The organism is Nocardia sp. NPDC005998 (assembly GCF_040614395.1).
Lineage (GTDB): Bacteria > Actinomycetota > Actinomycetes > Mycobacteriales > Mycobacteriaceae > Nocardia.
The window spans coordinates 18,809-33,594 of sequence record NZ_JBEXUI010000045.1 but is presented as its reverse complement, the minus strand read 5'-3'; the positions used below and the strand labels follow the sequence as shown (position 1 = coordinate 33,594).

Below are 14,786 nucleotides of genomic sequence, written 5' to 3'. Positions count from 1 at the left end.
GGCCAGTGAACACGGGAACCATCCGGCCGGTTCCCGGACCACGCCGGCAGCCGGCCGGCGTGGTCCGGGATAGGTGCACCGACCGCTGAACGGGGCGGGTGGGGAGGAGCCGCCGTAGTAGTCCGAGTCCGACAGAGCCGGTCACATGGCGAAGGGCGGCAGCGGTTTTCGCGAAGGGCCAGTACTACGCGGACGATGCACGGTGAGGCTTTCGACATCGCTGGGGCAGTCGCCGACGAATCAGTCGGTGCTGTGCCGAGCGTTTGCCGATGCGGCGTCAAGCAGAGTTTGCGCTGCGGCTCGGGCCTGACGTGCGGGGGCCGGGGTGCCCGCGATGGCCGCGGTGGTTTGGGCGCCTTCGGCGAGTATGGCGATTTGGGGTGCCAGCTCAGGTGGGGCGCCGGCCTCGGCGACCAGGCGGGCGACGTATTCGCCGAAGGCGTCCTTCTGCGCCCGCACCGCCTCGCTCACAGCCGGTGAGCCCGAACTCAATTCGCCGTAGGCGTTGATGAACGCGCAGCCCCGGAAGTCCGGCGCACGGAACCATGCGTCGAGGAAATCGAAGATCGCCAGCAACCGCTCTCGCGCGGTCATCGTCGGCCGCGCGGCCGACGCCAGGCCGTCGTCCCACATGGCAGACCGGTGCCGCAGCACCGCCGCAATCAGGTCGTCCTTCGAGCCGAACAGCGAATAGATGCGTTTGAGCGACACGCCAGCCGCCTCCCGCACCGCGTCCATGCCCACCGACTGGATTCCCCGCTCGTAGAACAGCGTGTCGGCAGCCTTGATGACCTGCTCACGCACGTCGCCGACAGGACGCTGCACCGTGTGAGTCACATCACGCCTCTCTTTCGCTTGCGCCGAGAACGCACGTTCTCTAACATAGCAGACATCGTGGAGAACGATCGTTCTCCACGATGAAGTCGAAGTCGTTCACACAATCGAGTCGCGAGGAGTCAGTCATGGGATTCATCACCGTCGGCACCGAGAACAGCACCACAGTCGAGTTGTACTACGAAGACCACGGCAGCGGACAGCCGGTCGTACTGATCCACGGCTACCCGCTGGACGGCGCCAGCTGGGAACGGCAAGCGCGCGAACTGCTGGCGGCCGGTTTCCGTGTGATCACCTACGATCGCCGTGGGTTCGGGCGATCGTCGAAGGTCGGCGAGGGGTACGACTACGACACCTTCGCCGCCGATCTGAATGCGGTATTGACGGCATTGGACCTGCGTGAGGTCATCCTGGTCGGCTTCTCCATGGGCACGGGCGAACTGGCTCGCTACATCAAGAACTACGGACCCGAGCGGGTCGCCAAGCTGGCATTCCTGGCTTCATTGGAACCGTTCCTGGTGCAGCGCGACGACAATCCCGAGGGCGTGCCACAGGAGGTCTTCGACGGCATCGCCGCCGCCGCGCGGGCCGACCGCTATGCCTGGTACACGCAGTTCTACAAGAACTTCTACAACCTCGACGAGACGCTCGGCACACGCATCAGCGAAGAGGTCGTCCGGGCGAACTGGAATACCGCCACCACCAGCGCGCCGGTCGCCGCCTACGCCGTCGTCCCGGCATGGATCGAGGACTTCCGCCCCGATGTCGATGCCGTGCGCACCACCCAACTGCCGACACTGATCCTGCACGGCACCAAGGACAACATCCTGCCGGTGGACGCCTCGGGCCGCCGGTTCGCGGCACTGGTCCCGCACGCGGAATACGTCGAAATCGACGGCGCACCCCACGGCCTGCTGTGGACCCACGCCGACGAGGTCAACACAGCGCTCCTGCGCTTCGTGAAAGCCTGACCACGGAACGCGAGGCGCCGGCTGTGTGAACCATCCGGCCGTCCGCAAGCGATTCGAAGAAGGCGTGCGGACCCGCTCGCCACCCGCGCTCGGCCTGGTCGGTCGCGACTTCCTGGCCGCACGCTTGAGGCAGCGATATGCATGGGTGAAATCTCCTGGAGCGCAGGGAAAGTCGGTCAGCTATCAGGTCGGTCTGCCGAGCCGAGGTGATGGGCAAAGCCATCGATCATGGCGGTAAGGCCGATATCGAAGTGGTCGCTGTTCAAGCAGTACGGACACACAACTTCGCTCCGACTGTGCCGGCCGCAGCAGGGAAACGGTTCGGGTAACTCCCAGGCCGGTCCGGCCCGCTTCGACGGTGGCGCGCATGGAGGATGGCCGGTCGGTAGTTCGACCACATGCCGCTCCTACCGCCTCCGCTCGACGACCTCGCTCGGAAGGTCGCCCAACGGGCCGGACGGCGGGGAGGGCGGACGTAGCGAACGCGCGGGTGCGCACCCGGCGTCGGCTTGGACCTGTGTGATCACAGGGAATCCGGTGTCGCAGCATCTGCAGGTCCTGCGAAGGGGCGGCCTGGTGGTCGCTACCGTGCAGGGCGCCCGCCTGAACCCCGACGGGATCGCCGCCTATCAGGCGTGTTTCCAGCGGATCTGGGCGTTGCCGGCGATGCCGGTAGCTCCCGGCGCGATGCCAGGGGTATTCGAGGTGAAGTTCGACGGCATCCGAGACAACCGGGGAGGATCCCTTAACTACGCAGCCTTGGCGTTAGGGGCGTCATGTGGTTCGGGGGTTCCATCGTGGACGGTGGCGCTCGAACTCGGTGATGGCGTCGGCGTGTCCGAGGGTGAGGTCGATGTCGTCGAGTCCGCGGAGCAGGCGCCATTTGGTGGAGTTGTCGATATCGAAGGCGTGAGTGTTGTTGCCTACCGTGACTTCCTGGGTGGCCAGGTCGACGGTGAGCGGTACCTGTGGTGCTAGATCGATGCTGTGCCACAGGGCCTCGATGTCGGTGGTAGCCAGCTGCGCACACAGTAAGCCGGCCTTGCCGGCGTTGGTGCGGAAGATGTCGGCGAACCGGGACGAGAGGACGGCCCGGAATCCGTAGTCGAGCAGCGCCCAGACTGCGTGTTCGCGCGAGGATCCGATGCCGAAGTCGGGACCGGCGACGTGGATGCGGCCTCGGTCGAAAGGGGTGTGGTTGAGGATGAATCCGGGGTCCTTGCGCCATTCGGCGAACAACGCGTCCTCATAGCCGGTGCAGGTCGTACGTTTCATGAATTCCGATGGAAGGATCTGATCGGTGTCGACGTTGCTGCGGCGCAGCGGGACCGCGATCCCGGTGCAGCGGAGGAACGGTTGCATGATTTCTTTCGGTGGAGATGCGGCCGTTGGTGATACGGCCTCAGTTCTTCGGCTGCAGCACGAAGTCGTAATGCGCGACCAGGAATGGTGTGTCCATCACTCGCCCGTCGGGGCTGGGCCCGGCCGGATTTTCGACGCATTTGACGATCAGGGGGTCTTTGACGCCGAAGACGACGTCGGTGTCGAGGTAGTCGGTGCCTTCCTGGAACAGGTGGGTGATCAGCTTCTCGTAGCCCGGTTCGTCGAACATGAAGTGGACATGAGCGGGACGGTATTCACTGATGTCGCTACGGCTGATCAGTTCGCCGACGGGGCCGTCCATGGGGATGGTGTAGCCGAGGGGGGCGATGGTGCGTACGCAGTAGGTGCCGTCGGTGCGGGTCTGGTACTTGGCGCGCAGGCGTGCCTCGTCGATCTCGGGCATTTGTGCTTCGTAGGTGCCGTCGGCGTCGGCCTGCCAGACATCGAGGATCGCTCCGGGGATCGGGTTGCCTGCGGTGTCGTTGACCGTTCCGGTGAGAAACAGCGGGATGCCGGGTATGCCGTCGGACATGTCGTAGCCGAAGGGTGCGGCGGGTGAGTTGTCGATGTGGAAGGGGCCGAGGACGGTGGCCGGGGTTGCCTTGCTGTCGAAGCGATTGTTGAGTTGGACGACGAGCATGCTGAGTCCCACGACATCGGAGGCGAGGATGAATTCCTGGCGTTTGTCGTCGGAGATTTGCCCGACCCGGGTCAGCCATTCGATGGCCGCCATCCATTCGGCCTCGGTGAGATCGACCTCTCGGGCGTATTCGTGGATGTGACGGACCAGGGTGGTCATCAGTTGCGCCAGGCGTGGTGAGTGCGCGGTCGACCAGCGTTTGATGGCCAGATCGGTGATGTTGTCCTCGGTGACGAATGCCATCACAGGCTCCTTGCAGAGGTTGCGGTGGAAGAATCGGCGGCGGACTGGTGCGTCGGGTTGGTGTCCGGGGCGCCGGGTGCCTGGTAGTAGGCGCTGCGGTCGACGCTGAGATAGATGTCGTTGGCGATCGGGTTGCGGCGTTCCTCGGCGATCTGGCCGAGCAGGCCCGCGCAGCGGGCCAGCAGGGCGAATCCGCGCAGCAGGTCGACGTCCAGGCCGAGGTCGGCCAGTGCGGCTCCGCAGACTCCGGCACCGTTGAGCGGCAGCCAGCGGCCCAGTGCGGTTTCGCTCATCCGACCGATTGCGGCGAACAGCTGCAGGTGCGGGCCCATCAGGTCTTCCTCTTCGGCGATGCGCATCAGGGCGGGCGTGCGGGGATCGCCGTCTTTGTGGTTGGGGTGCCCGAGTCCGGGGACGTAACTGCCGCGCTGTTTTTGCTGCTCGATCGCGGCGAGGGCGAGCTGGTCCCAGCCGTCGTCGTTGTCGGGGAGAGCGGAGCCGTCGGCGGTGTGGGCGGCGAGGGTCTCGTGCAGGAACTGCCCGCAGTCCTCGGTGACGCCGAGGAACCGGGAGCCGCCACCGAGAAGACCGGCTGCGAGCGCACCCTGCAACGAGTCCGGAGCGCTGAGGTAGGTCAGCCGGGCAGCGATCGCGGTCGGGGTGAAGCCGTGGTCGGCCAGAGCGACCAGCACCGACTCGAACACCCGAAGCTCACCGGGGGTGGGGCGGCGGGTGGTGACCAGCCAGAACGCCAGCTCTCCGAAGCCGACCTGGCCCATGAGGTCGCCGGCGAGGTCGTGGCCGAGAAGTTTGATCTCGGTGCGGGTGGACGTGCCCAGAGCGGTGGGGTATCGGTTCGGAGTGTTGTCGGTACTCATCGTTCCTCCGAGGTGGTCGCGGTGGCAGACAGCCAGGCACGGATCTCGTCGCTGTGTTCGCCGAGGCCAGGCGGCGGCAGTTCGTAGCGGGGAGTGAGGGTGGAGAACGTGATCGGGTTGCGCACACCTGGGATCGCGTGTCGTTCGGGGCCGACTTGCACCACCGGGTCCAACCCGAGCTCACGGGCATACTCAACGCCCTGGGCGATCGTGTTGATCGGTCCGTTGGGGACACCGACGGCGTTGAGCCGTTCGAACCAGTGCTGCGCTGGTTGGGTCCGGAGCCGTTCGATCAGCAGCGGCCGCAGTTGTTCACGGTTGGCGGTGCGGTCGGCATTGCTCGCGAAGCGGGGATCGTCGGCGACGTCGGCGATACCGAGGACTTCAACCAGTCGACGGAACTGTGCGTCGTTGCCGGCCGTGACGATCAGGTCCTTGTCGACGGTGGGCAGCGGCTCATACGGGAACAGACTTGGATGTGCGTTACCCATCCGGTGCGGGGTCACGCCGCCAGCCACGTAGGCCGAGGTCTGGTTGACCAGGCCGCTCATGGCCGAGGACATCAGGTTGGTTTCGATGCGCTGTCCTTCGCCGGTGGCATCGCGGTGGCGCAATGCGGCGAGGATGCCGATGGTCGAGTGCAACCCGGCCATGACGTCGAACACGCTGATCCCTGCTCGATACGGAGAGCCATCAGGATCACCGGTCAGGCTCATCAGCCCCGACATCGCCTGCACGATCAGGTCGTAACCGGGCAGCGACGCTCCCTTCGCGGTGCCGAATCCGCTGATCGAGCAGTAGATGACGGCCTCGTTGCGTTCTCTGACCGCCTCGTAGTCCAGGCCGAAACGCGTGAGGCCGCCGGGTTTGAAGTTCTCCACGACGATGTCCGCGCGAGTGGTCAGCGCGTGGGCGACGGTGAGATCGTCGGGATCTTTGAAGTCGAGCACGACCGAGCGTTTGTTGCGGTTGATGGCCGAGTAATAGGTCGAGACGCCGTCCGGGCGGACTGGTGGCATCCACGAGCGGGTGTCGTCGCCGCCCGGTCCTTCGACCTTGATCACCTCGGCGCCCATGTCGGCGAGCAGCATCGTGGCATAGGGGCCGGCCAGCACGCGGGACAGATCGGCGATGACGATGCCGTCGAGGGGGCGGGCAGGTCGCAGTCGGGGGGTCGGATCGGAAGTCACTGCGGTTTCCTTTCGCTGAACCCGTCGGGGGTCCGTAGTGGTGTGGTCAGCCGTCGACGAGCTCGACGCTGAACAGCCGGTCGCGTGAGGCTTCGGCGCGGTGTCGGATGTCGGTGAGGTCGAGGCCGACGAGCCGACCCTGGTATTTGCGGACCTGTCCGGCGATCAGAACGGTGTCGATGTTTCCGGGGTGACCGGCACCGACGATGCTGGCGGCGATGTCGTTGGCGGGCAGCAGGTTGGCGGCGTCGAGGCGCAGGATGATCAGGTCGGCGGCTTTGCCGGGGGTGATGCTGCCGGTCTTGTGGTCCAGGCCCGAGGCGCGGGCGCCTTCGATGGTGGCCATAGCGAGCAGGTCGGCGGGAGTGAAGGCGGGCAGGAACTCATAGCTTGCGGGGTCGATACTGACGCCCACGTTCTGTGCCGACAGCGCCGCGCGCATGACGTTGAACATGTCGCCGGCCACCGAGGCTTCGGTGTCCACGCTCAGGCTGGGGCGGATTCCGTTGGCCAGCAGCCGGCCGGTGGCGGGCGCGCCGAGGCCGGGCAGGACCGCCTCCACCGCGGCCGAGACCGAGGCGTGGCCACCGGAGTCTGCGAGCATCTTCAGTTCTTCGTCATCGCTGGTGCAGCAGTGGATGAACAGCAGGTCTTCCCCGAGCAAGCCGGCTTCGCCGAGGCTGCCGATGCCACGGTATTGCGGGCCCCAGGGGCCGTTTCCGACGTGCATGCTCGAGCGGATGCCGAGCTCGCGGGCCATCGCGAGGTCTTGTGTGGTGACGTCGAGGGTGGACAGCTCCGGGCCGCGCAGCATGGCCTGCAGGGTGACCAGGGCGTCGTCGTCGCTGAGCACCTGCGAGCGCACCCGGCGGATATCGTCGGGGTGGGTGGCTTCTCCACGCAGCATCCACTTGTCGGAGTCGATCGAGGGCCAGCCGTAGGCGAAGGCCGCGCGGATCCCGGACTCACGCAACGCGGCGATCGCGGCGTCGGTGTGGGCGGGGCTGTTCTGGATGTGGGATTCGTCGCGCAAGGTGGTGATCCCGGCGTCGATCGCGCCGATCGCGCCGACGAGGTTACCGATGTAGACGTCGTCGGGGGTGAACTGCGGTCCCCAGGTGAGCTGGATGTGCTGACGGTATTTCGGGAAGTCCCACCCGGTGCCGACCTGGCGGATCGCGCCCTGCCAGGTGTGGCGGTGAGTGTCGACGAATCCGGGCAGCACAGCCCGGTCGGCGCCGTCGATAACGGTGGCGCCGGCGTCGTCGATGCCGGTACCGACCTCGGCGATGACACCGTCATCGATGAGAACATCGCCGACGAACTCCCCCAGAGCCGGATCTTGGGTGAGCAGGTGTGCGCCGCGGATCAGGATGCGGCCCTGCGGGATGTCGGGCCTGGCCGTACTGGTCATCGGGGGTCTCCTTGGTCGTCGCTGAGCCGGTCGGCGAACCAGTCCGCAATGCGTGTGTGTTTGTCGTGGGAGTGGTTGTAGATGCAGTGGTCGCCGTCGGGGAACTCGCTGAAGGTCTTGTCCTGTGCGGCGGCGCTGTCGTAGAGGGCGCGGGCGTTCTCGATCAGGAACACGCGATCCGGTGTGCCGTGCATGACGTGCAACGGGCACCGCAGCGAGGCGAGCGTCGAATCGGTGAGCACGAAGGTTTCCATCACCTCCCGTGCGTGGCTGGGATCGGAAATCCCCAGCAGTGCTTGTACTTTGGTGATGAACCGGTGGTAGCGGTCGAGGATCTCCGCTGGACGGATCGTGCCGCCGTTCACGCAGCAGGCCGCGATCCTCGAGTCCGTGGCCGCGACGAGGGCGGCGAGGAATCCACCCATGCTGTTGCCCCAGATACCGATCCGGTCGCCCAGCCGGTGGTCGGCGAGCAGGTAGTCGACCATCGCCGAAAACGCCTTGGGCACATCGTGGTCGAGATACAGGCCTTGCAGCACCCGGGTCTCGCCCTGGCCGGGGCCGTCGACGAGCAGGACCGCTACCCCGCGCGCGACCAAATAGGTCGCCCCGACGTGGTATTCCTCGCGCCAGCCGTCGAACCCACCCATCACGATTACTGTCGGGGGCCTGCTCACCCCGCGCGGTCTGAGCAGCCATCCGCGCAGCTCGGCACCTTGGTAGGGGATGCTGATGTGCTCGACGGCGGGATCGCTGAGCGCGCCGGCTGCGCCGTAGTACTCGATGAGCTTGCGGTACATGGGCGTTTTGCGGGCGTCGGTGTCCGGCAGCGGCACCTGTCCGACCCGGTAGCAGGCGCTGGCGCGCAGGAAATCGGCATGTGCTGTGCGGGTGTGCCCGGCCGCCAGCGACTCGATGGCCGAGTCGGCGATCCGTTCACCGATTCGAGCACCGGCATCCGCCCAGGGAATCCCGGCGTCGGCGAGGGCATACAACTCGACGACGTCGGCGTAGTCCAAGCCGTTGCCGATCAGCCGCTGCAGCGGCATTGCCCGCTTGTGCGCGTCGACCTCGGCCCGCCACGGCGCGGCTGCGACGGCCGACTCTGCGGTCTCGGTCATGATCACACCGCCGCCGGCTGCGCGTCGGGCTGCGGCACCCTGGCCGGGGCGGGGAAGCGGCCCGCGAACCCGTCGGCCAGCGAGTCCAGCAGCAGCCCCGCCTCCCCGGCGCTCGACACGCTGCCGAACAACCAGAAGTCGGGGCGCACCAGGACGGTGGATGCGCCGAGTTCGGACAGCCATGAGGTGTAGGTTCCGTCCACGTCGATCACCGGGGCGCCGGATCCGGGCGCGCCGATGTAGGCGGTGACGATGCCGATCCGATCGGCGAAATCCCGCTGGTTTTCGCTCAGTGAGTCGACAGCCGCGGCATCGGCGCTCAGCAGCACCCAGCCGGTACCGACGAGATCGTCGAACAGTCCAATCTGTCCGTCGACTTCGACCAGGCCCTGGTAGCCGACTGTTCCCGCGGTCGGGTCCCCGGGACGGACGAAGGCCTTCGGGCCGGGGATCTGCGGCAACGGCGGTGCCAGCGACGGGTCGGCCAGGGCCACCTTCATCCCCTGATCGCGCATTTCGGCGATGCCGGGATCGGTGATCACACAGGGCAACCCGATCTCGCGCGACAGGTTCATCCACGCTGTGAAGACCGGCTTACGGTCGGCGGTATAGCTGTCGAGAATTTGCGGCGAGGCTTGTCCGCGCAGCACCAGATCCATACGCCAGGTCAGTGCCGACGCGTCGCGGATGCCGTTGCACATGCCTTCCCCGGCGAACGGCCACAGCACGTGGGCGGCGTCGCCGACAAGGAACACCCGCCTGTCCTGCCAGTGCTCGGCGACAACTTCCCGGAACCGGTAGACCGGCCGGCGCAGGATCTCCACATCCTCGGGACCCACCCACGGCGACAGCAATTCCCAGACCCGCTCCTCGGTGAAGTCCTCAGGCTTCTCCCCGGGCAGCAACGTCCATTCCCAGCGGTGATGCTGAGCACCGAGCTGGAACAGACAGCCCGGACGCGCGGGATCGGCGAACTGACCGTTGTCGAACTCGAAGTGCAGCTTGTGCTTCTCCTTGCAGTCGACCACGAGCTGTTCGTAGTCGCAGTTGCCGACCCAGCTCTCGATGCCGAGGGCTTCACGGATGGTGCTGTTGGCGCCGTCGGCGGCGACCAGATACCGCGCGCGCACCTGACTGCGTTCCCCGGTCTTGCGGTTCTCGAGGGTCACGGTGACGCCCTCATCGTCCTGTTCGAACGACACGGCCTTCGTCGCCATCGTGACATCAACGTTGCCGGTCTCGGTCGCGGCGCGGTTCATCGCGAGTTCGAGATAGTTCTGATAGAAGATCCAGTGCCCGCGGTGCCCATGGGGTCCGACCTGGCTCCAGTCCAAACGCAACAGCAGCTCCCCATCGAAAGCCTTGGTACGCATGTCGTACATCTCCCAGGCCACCGCGTCGGACTTGAACTCCTCATCGATGCCGATCTTCTGCAGTGTGCGGACGATCTCGTCGTCCATGTGGCCCGCGCGGGACAGGCCGTAGAGGGTTTCGTGGGCTTCAAATGCGGCGACCGAGTGCCCTGCCTGGCCGAGCTGGATGCTCATCATCTGCCCGACAGGTCCGAAACCGATGACGACGATGTCGTAGGTTTTCAACGCTGGTGGTCCTTTCGAGATGCCGTGCCATCCGACCTCGAGGCCGGAGATTGGAAAGTGCGACGTGCAGGCACCGAAAGCGATCCGCAGTGTTCGGTCGATCGATGACGGTCTATGCGCTGTGCGCGTGCTCACCGTCGGGTGCCGCACGTTTCTGTTGTGCTCCACGAACGCGCTACTGCAGGCAGTAAATGCAGTTCAAACGAATTCTGTCCGCCTGGCGGACAGTCGTCCGTTCGTGTAGGGTCAACAATGCCCCGCTCAGATCGCTGTGTCAAGCGTCATAGGAGGGCGCACTGTGAGAGCCGGCACCGACACCTCGCTACCCAATACCTCCGACTCGAGCTACAAACTCGAGAGGCAACCGCCATACCTGGAAGGGGCTGCAATGGCCGAACGTGGGCAAGGACCCGACTTCATCGAAGCCCTGGCCAGAGGTCTGCACGTGCTGAAAATCTTCACCCCCACCCGGCCGGTGATGTCGCTGAGCGAAGTCGCCAAAGAAGCCGACCTGGCCCGGCCCACCGCCCGGCGCATCCTGCTCACCCTCGAAGAACTCGGCTACGTCCGATCCGGACACAACGGCTACACCCTCACCCCGCGGGTTCTCGAACTCGGAATGGCCTACATCGGCGCGCTCAACCTGTGGGACATTGCACGACCCCACATGGAAGAACTCGTCTCCCACACTGGCGAGTCCTCATCGATGACTGAACTCGACGGCTCCGACATCGTCTACGTCGCCCGCGTCGCCGTCCCGAAACTGATCGCCCTACGCGTCGACATAGGAACCCGCTTCCCGGCAATGGTCACCTCCCAAGGGCGGGTCCTGCTCGCCGCGCTCGACCCCGAAACCGTCCATACCGTCCTGGCCGAACCCAGCCGATCGGGTTTGCGGACCACCGACTACAGCCCTGCCCAAATCGACGAAATCCTCACCGAAACAAGAGAACGCGGCTGGGCCCTCGCCGACCAAGATCTAGCCCCCGGGGTCCGATCGATCGCCGCCCCGGTGCGCGACGGACGCGGAATCGTCCGCACCGCAATGAACGTCACCGTGCACGCCGCCGAGACCTCCATCGAAACCCTCACCGAGCAGTACCTGCCCCTGCTGCTCCAGGCCACCGCGGCGACCACCAGCGACTGGACCGCATGGCAGAACCGACCTATCCGATAGCTGACACGCCCGAAGAACTCACACTGAACCTGACGGAAATGGTTCCGATCACGCGCTGTCAGCTCGACCAGATATCGCCGGTGACAAGGTTCGCTTGCAGGGGGCGACCTTGACCCCGGCGATCACGGCAGCGGTACAGGCATGGCTTAGCGACTGCACCGCCGCCGCGGTAATTTGCCGCTCCGATCCGGAATTCGGCGCGGTTGCGGCTGATGCTCAGTCGATCCGCACTGCGTGTCCGGTGACCCGGATGCCGGTTGCGGCTGGATCGAGGTCGACCAGCAGCTGGCTCGGCCGCCCCATATCGACGCCCTGGGTGATGGTGATTCGGCCAGATTCGGCATAACCGATGTCGCGGAGGTATCCGCCGAAGGCCGCCGCTGCGGCACCGGTTGCGGCGTCCTCGACGACTCCGCCGATGGGGAAGGGGTCGCGGGCCTGGAAGCGGCGGTCGTCCTCGTGCCAGAACAGGTGCACCGTCGTCCATCCGGCCTCGCGCATGACTGCGCCGAGGGCGTCGAAGTCGTAGTCCAGGGCGGCCAGGCGTTCGCGGGATGCGGCGGCCAGCATCAGATGGTCGTTGCCGGCATAAGCCACCCGGGCAGGAAAGGCCGGATCGAGATCGGTTGGGTCCCAGCCGAGCGCTGCCAGCGTGTCGGAGATCTCGGTCGCGGTCGCCGCCCTGGAATGCGTTGCGACGCTGGTCAATGTCGCGGCCGGGTGATCGTCGGCGGTACTGGTCTCGACGACGATATCGCCGATGTTGGTTCGGAAATTCAGTGTGCCGGGACCGATGCGTTCGGTGAGTGCGACTGCGGTTGCGATGGTGGCGTGGCCACAGAAATCGACCTCGGCGAGCGCGCTGAAATAGCGAACCCGGTAGTGCCGGTCGCGTGTGTGGTTCAGGAAGGCAGTCTCCGAATAGCCGACCTTCCCGGCGATCCGCTGCATCTCGGAGTCGTCGAGTCCGGTCCCGTCGAGGACGACCCCGGCGGGGTTGCCGCCGGCCGGATCGGTACTGAATGCGGTGTAGCGCAGTACTTCGGTGCTCATATGTCTCATGCTCGCATCGCGCGACGATCGAGTCCAACGATGTATTTTGATATTCTCCATCGGATATTCCGATAGCATCGGCGGTATGGACACCCGGGTACTCGCCACCTTCGTCGCAGTCGCGAGGACCGGCAGCTTCACTGCGACCGCGGCCGAATTACACCTCGCCCAGTCGACGGTGACCGCACACATCAAGACGTTGGAGACCGAGCTCGGGCTGCGGCTGTTCGATCGGTTGCGGCTCGGCGCGACGCTGACCGACGCGGGGCGGCGGACCCTGGAGAAAGCCGGTCTGGTCCTCGATGCCGAGGCAGCGCTGCGCGCCGATCCGGATGTAGCCGGCCCGATCCAAGGCACGGTCGGCATCGTGGCGCCGGAATCCCTGTGCGGGCACCTGCTTCCCGGAGTGATCGCGGCGTTGCAACGACGTCATCCGGGGGTCGAGGTCATGCTGTCGCCGGCGGGCACGGCCGACGCGGCCGACGCGCTACGTACCGGCCGCTTTGCGCTCGCACTGATGCTCGAGCCGTCGCTCGAGGCGCCCGATCTCGTTGTCGATCAGCTGGGCACCCTCGAACTCGCATTCGTTACCGATCGGCGGCAATCGGTGACAGCGCAATCGTGGGCGGAGTTGGCGCAGCAGCGATGGTTCCTACTCGAAGAGGGCTGCACCTACAGCGACGAGGTCGCTCGGTGCCTGCGGGACAGTGCGGCAGTGGTTCGCACGACTCGGTTGGGCAGTATCGAGGCCGCCCGGGCCTGCGTCGCGGCTGGACTCGGACTGGCCGTACTGCCCGTTTTCGCCGTCGACGAGCGGCGGCTGGCTCGTTTCCCCGGGCCGGCGATCGTCGAACCCGGATTGCTGCTGGTCCGTCACCGCCGCCGGTCGACGGGCCGCGCGCTCGACGCGGTGATCGAGGAAATCCGGCGCGGTGCAACGAAGCTGCTTTCCGGCGGGTAAGCGATCACAGCATCAAATATGAAGTGCCCCAACCTATTCGCCTGCCAGAGTTCGTCGCCGACCGCACGTGGGCAGCAAACGTTGGTGCTGATGCATTCCGCGCACGATGCACCCCCGCGTAGCGGCTTGACGAAGTCGGTCTGGCTCTGACGATCCGGCCCGGGGAAATCCTGGGCCTGGTGCGGCAGGAGCCCGATCGCAAGGACGGCATACCCTGCGGCATCGACCTCGACGCGGCGGACGAGAACGGCGACCCCGCACCGTATGCGTGGATCACCGGCATCGCCAAACCGCTTGAGTCAAGATCTCGGCAGGATCTGGCCGGTCACATGGTTGATGCCACGGGTGGCGAGATCACCTGAGAGCGCTCGGTAATGCCGATGAGCGGACGTTATTCCGTGACTACATCGATGGCAGGTCCTCCACGAGGCTTGATGCAGCCGAGCGGCGCGCGCCGCCGCCGACCAAAATCTGAATCGTCGCGACACGCGAGTCAGTTCTGGAACTCGCCCCGCCGCAGCGCATCCCTGATCTCCTTGAGCCTGGCCGTCGCCTCAGGGGTCGATTCCTGCGGCTGGGCAGTCAGCCGCAGGGCCTCATCGATCTTGTCGAGCTTGGCCGTCGTCAACACCGTCGCCCGTTCAATGAGCGATTCCGCGGTGACGGTGGTCAGCCAGGTACAGAAGACGAATTCCGGATTTGGGAATCCAAGCCGTACCACACCTTGATACGGCAGCCCCTCAATGGCACCTATCTGCACCTCGATGCCCAACCCACTGATATCGATGCCCGACGGCGGCACGATCTGCAACGCCTGGAAGCCGGACGACTCGTCGCCGTCGAGCAACACCACAGGGCGCCGCTCATCGAACTCGGCCCACCAGACTTCTCCGCGGCGCATGCAGTCTCCTTCGAGATCCCGCCGCCAACCCTAGCCACCTCCCCGAAGTCATCCGACTGTTCCCCAGGACATGGACGAAGGGTTGAGACCGCCACGCGCCCCAGACCGCTCGCCACGCGGCCAAACGCAGGCTGGATCGTCCTTGGCCGGTGAGTCTGGTGCGTCCGGTGAACGTGCCGGACAGCTTCTCTCGCGGTGCCAGACCAGCGTGTTCGACCAGGGCTACGAATTACGTTCGGCCACAACGGAAATACAGCACATAGCGAGGAACTCCCGCCTGAACCGAACTGCACGGCCTCCCCCGAACTCCCCCCCCCACTACGGATACTCAACCCTCAATGACTCGCTCATCAGAACGTCAAGTCGACCGGCAGCACCGCAGCCTCCCGACCACTACGCCCGAGACGGTCCGTGACGCCGAG

Annotated in this window: 15 protein-coding genes; 4 read left to right on the top strand and 11 right to left on the bottom strand. The window is 65.8% G+C overall.

Features of this window, described 5'->3' with window-relative positions; translation table 11 throughout:
• Window positions 1–240 precede the first annotated feature (240 nt).
• Window positions 241–804, bottom strand: coding sequence for a TetR/AcrR family transcriptional regulator (locus ABZ293_RS36415; RefSeq protein ID WP_355188299.1), 564 nt, complete (start codon window positions 802–804; stop codon window positions 241–243).
• A gap of 158 nt (window positions 805–962) precedes the next feature.
• On the opposite strand from ABZ293_RS36415, the gene ABZ293_RS36410 reads away from it, so the two are divergent.
• On the top strand, window positions 963–1,805 hold the full coding sequence (locus ABZ293_RS36410; RefSeq protein WP_355188297.1) for an alpha/beta hydrolase: 843 nt from the start codon (window positions 963–965) through the stop codon (window positions 1,803–1,805).
• A 774-nt stretch (window positions 1,806–2,579) separates the two neighbouring features.
• Here the strand turns inward: ABZ293_RS36410 and leuD are convergent.
• The 7 genes from leuD to ABZ293_RS36375 are packed head-to-tail and all read right to left on the bottom strand — an operon-like array spanning window position 2,580 to window position 10,272.
• Window positions 2,580–3,167: a 3-isopropylmalate dehydratase small subunit gene (gene leuD, locus ABZ293_RS36405; RefSeq protein WP_355188295.1), complete on the bottom strand. Its 588-nt coding sequence runs from the start codon at window positions 3,165–3,167 to the stop codon at window positions 2,580–2,582.
• Between the two features lie 40 nt (window positions 3,168–3,207).
• Window positions 3,208–4,071 carry a dioxygenase gene (locus ABZ293_RS36400; protein WP_355188293.1) on the bottom strand — a complete coding sequence of 288 codons (864 nt, stop codon included), beginning with the start codon at window positions 4,069–4,071 and terminating at the stop codon, window positions 3,208–3,210.
• Window positions 4,071–4,949, bottom strand: coding sequence for a citryl-CoA lyase (locus ABZ293_RS36395; RefSeq protein ID WP_355188292.1), 879 nt, complete (start codon window positions 4,947–4,949; stop codon window positions 4,071–4,073). The genes ABZ293_RS36400 and ABZ293_RS36395 overlap by 1 nt, the downstream gene beginning before the upstream one ends.
• The gene (locus ABZ293_RS36390) at window positions 4,946–6,139 is read right to left on the bottom strand and encodes a CoA transferase (RefSeq protein ID WP_355188290.1); all 1,194 of its coding nucleotides are present in this window, start codon (window positions 6,137–6,139) and stop codon (window positions 4,946–4,948) included. The genes ABZ293_RS36395 and ABZ293_RS36390 overlap by 4 nt, the downstream gene beginning before the upstream one ends.
• Before the next feature lie 46 nt (window positions 6,140–6,185).
• Window positions 6,186–7,553, bottom strand: coding sequence for an amidohydrolase family protein (locus tag ABZ293_RS36385; protein ID WP_355188288.1), 1,368 nt, complete (start codon window positions 7,551–7,553; stop codon window positions 6,186–6,188).
• Window positions 7,550–8,674, bottom strand: coding sequence for an alpha/beta fold hydrolase (locus tag ABZ293_RS36380; protein WP_355188286.1), 1,125 nt, complete (start codon window positions 8,672–8,674; stop codon window positions 7,550–7,552). The genes ABZ293_RS36385 and ABZ293_RS36380 overlap by 4 nt, the downstream gene beginning before the upstream one ends.
• A gap of 2 nt (window positions 8,675–8,676) precedes the next feature.
• The gene (locus ABZ293_RS36375; RefSeq protein WP_355188284.1) at window positions 8,677–10,272 is read right to left on the bottom strand and encodes a bifunctional 3-(3-hydroxy-phenyl)propionate/3-hydroxycinnamic acid hydroxylase; all 1,596 of its coding nucleotides are present in this window, start codon (window positions 10,270–10,272) and stop codon (window positions 8,677–8,679) included.
• Window positions 10,273–10,660: 388 nt separating this feature from the next.
• On the opposite strand from ABZ293_RS36375, the gene ABZ293_RS36370 reads away from it, so the two are divergent.
• Window positions 10,661–11,449, top strand: a complete 789-nt coding sequence (locus tag ABZ293_RS36370) for an IclR family transcriptional regulator C-terminal domain-containing protein (protein WP_355188282.1) — start codon at window positions 10,661–10,663, stop codon at window positions 11,447–11,449.
• Window positions 11,450–11,665: 216 nt separating this feature from the next.
• Here the strand turns inward: ABZ293_RS36370 and ABZ293_RS36365 are convergent, their stop codons facing one another.
• Window positions 11,666–12,502, bottom strand: a complete 837-nt coding sequence (locus ABZ293_RS36365; RefSeq protein WP_355188280.1) for a PhzF family phenazine biosynthesis isomerase — start codon at window positions 12,500–12,502, stop codon at window positions 11,666–11,668.
• An 85-nt stretch (window positions 12,503–12,587) separates the two neighbouring features.
• On the opposite strand from ABZ293_RS36365, the gene ABZ293_RS36360 reads away from it, so the two are divergent.
• Together ABZ293_RS36360 and ABZ293_RS36355 are read left to right on the top strand one after the other, a co-directional pair.
• Entirely contained in the window at window positions 12,588–13,463 is an 876-nt protein-coding gene (locus tag ABZ293_RS36360) for a LysR family transcriptional regulator (protein WP_355188278.1), read from the top strand.
• A 179-nt stretch (window positions 13,464–13,642) separates the two neighbouring features.
• Window positions 13,643–13,825: a hypothetical protein gene (locus ABZ293_RS36355; protein WP_355188276.1), complete on the top strand. Its 183-nt coding sequence runs from the start codon at window positions 13,643–13,645 to the stop codon at window positions 13,823–13,825.
• A 131-nt stretch (window positions 13,826–13,956) separates the two neighbouring features.
• On the opposite strand, the gene ABZ293_RS36350 is transcribed toward ABZ293_RS36355, so the two are convergent.
• Entirely contained in the window at window positions 13,957–14,316 is a 360-nt protein-coding gene (locus ABZ293_RS36350) for a hypothetical protein (protein ID WP_355188274.1), read from the bottom strand.
• A gap of 10 nt (window positions 14,317–14,326) precedes the next feature.
• Window positions 14,327–14,584: a transposase gene (locus ABZ293_RS36345; protein WP_355188363.1), complete on the bottom strand. Its 258-nt coding sequence runs from the start codon at window positions 14,582–14,584 to the stop codon at window positions 14,327–14,329.
• Window positions 14,585–14,786 lie beyond the last annotated feature (202 nt).

Excerpts from the sequence above, each read along its gene's own strand:
- ABZ293_RS36410 (WP_355188297.1), top strand. The coding sequence starts at position 963 with ATGGGATTCATCACCGTCGGCACCGAGAACAGCACCACAGTCGAGTTG.
- leuD (WP_355188295.1), bottom strand. The coding sequence starts at position 3,167 with ATGCAACCGTTCCTCCGCTGCACCGGGATCGCGGTCCCGCTGCGCCGC.
- ABZ293_RS36400 (WP_355188293.1), bottom strand. The coding sequence starts at position 4,071 with ATGGCATTCGTCACCGAGGACAACATCACCGATCTGGCCATCAAACGC.
- ABZ293_RS36395 (WP_355188292.1), bottom strand. The coding sequence starts at position 4,949 with ATGAGTACCGACAACACTCCGAACCGATACCCCACCGCTCTGGGCACG.
- ABZ293_RS36385 (WP_355188288.1), bottom strand. The coding sequence starts at position 7,553 with ATGACCAGTACGGCCAGGCCCGACATCCCGCAGGGCCGCATCCTGATC.
- ABZ293_RS36380 (WP_355188286.1), bottom strand. The coding sequence starts at position 8,674 with ATGACCGAGACCGCAGAGTCGGCCGTCGCAGCCGCGCCGTGGCGGGCC.
- ABZ293_RS36370 (WP_355188282.1), top strand. The coding sequence starts at position 10,661 with ATGGCCGAACGTGGGCAAGGACCCGACTTCATCGAAGCCCTGGCCAGA.
- ABZ293_RS36365 (WP_355188280.1), bottom strand. The coding sequence starts at position 12,502 with ATGAGCACCGAAGTACTGCGCTACACCGCATTCAGTACCGATCCGGCC.
- ABZ293_RS36360 (WP_355188278.1), top strand. The coding sequence starts at position 12,588 with ATGGACACCCGGGTACTCGCCACCTTCGTCGCAGTCGCGAGGACCGGC.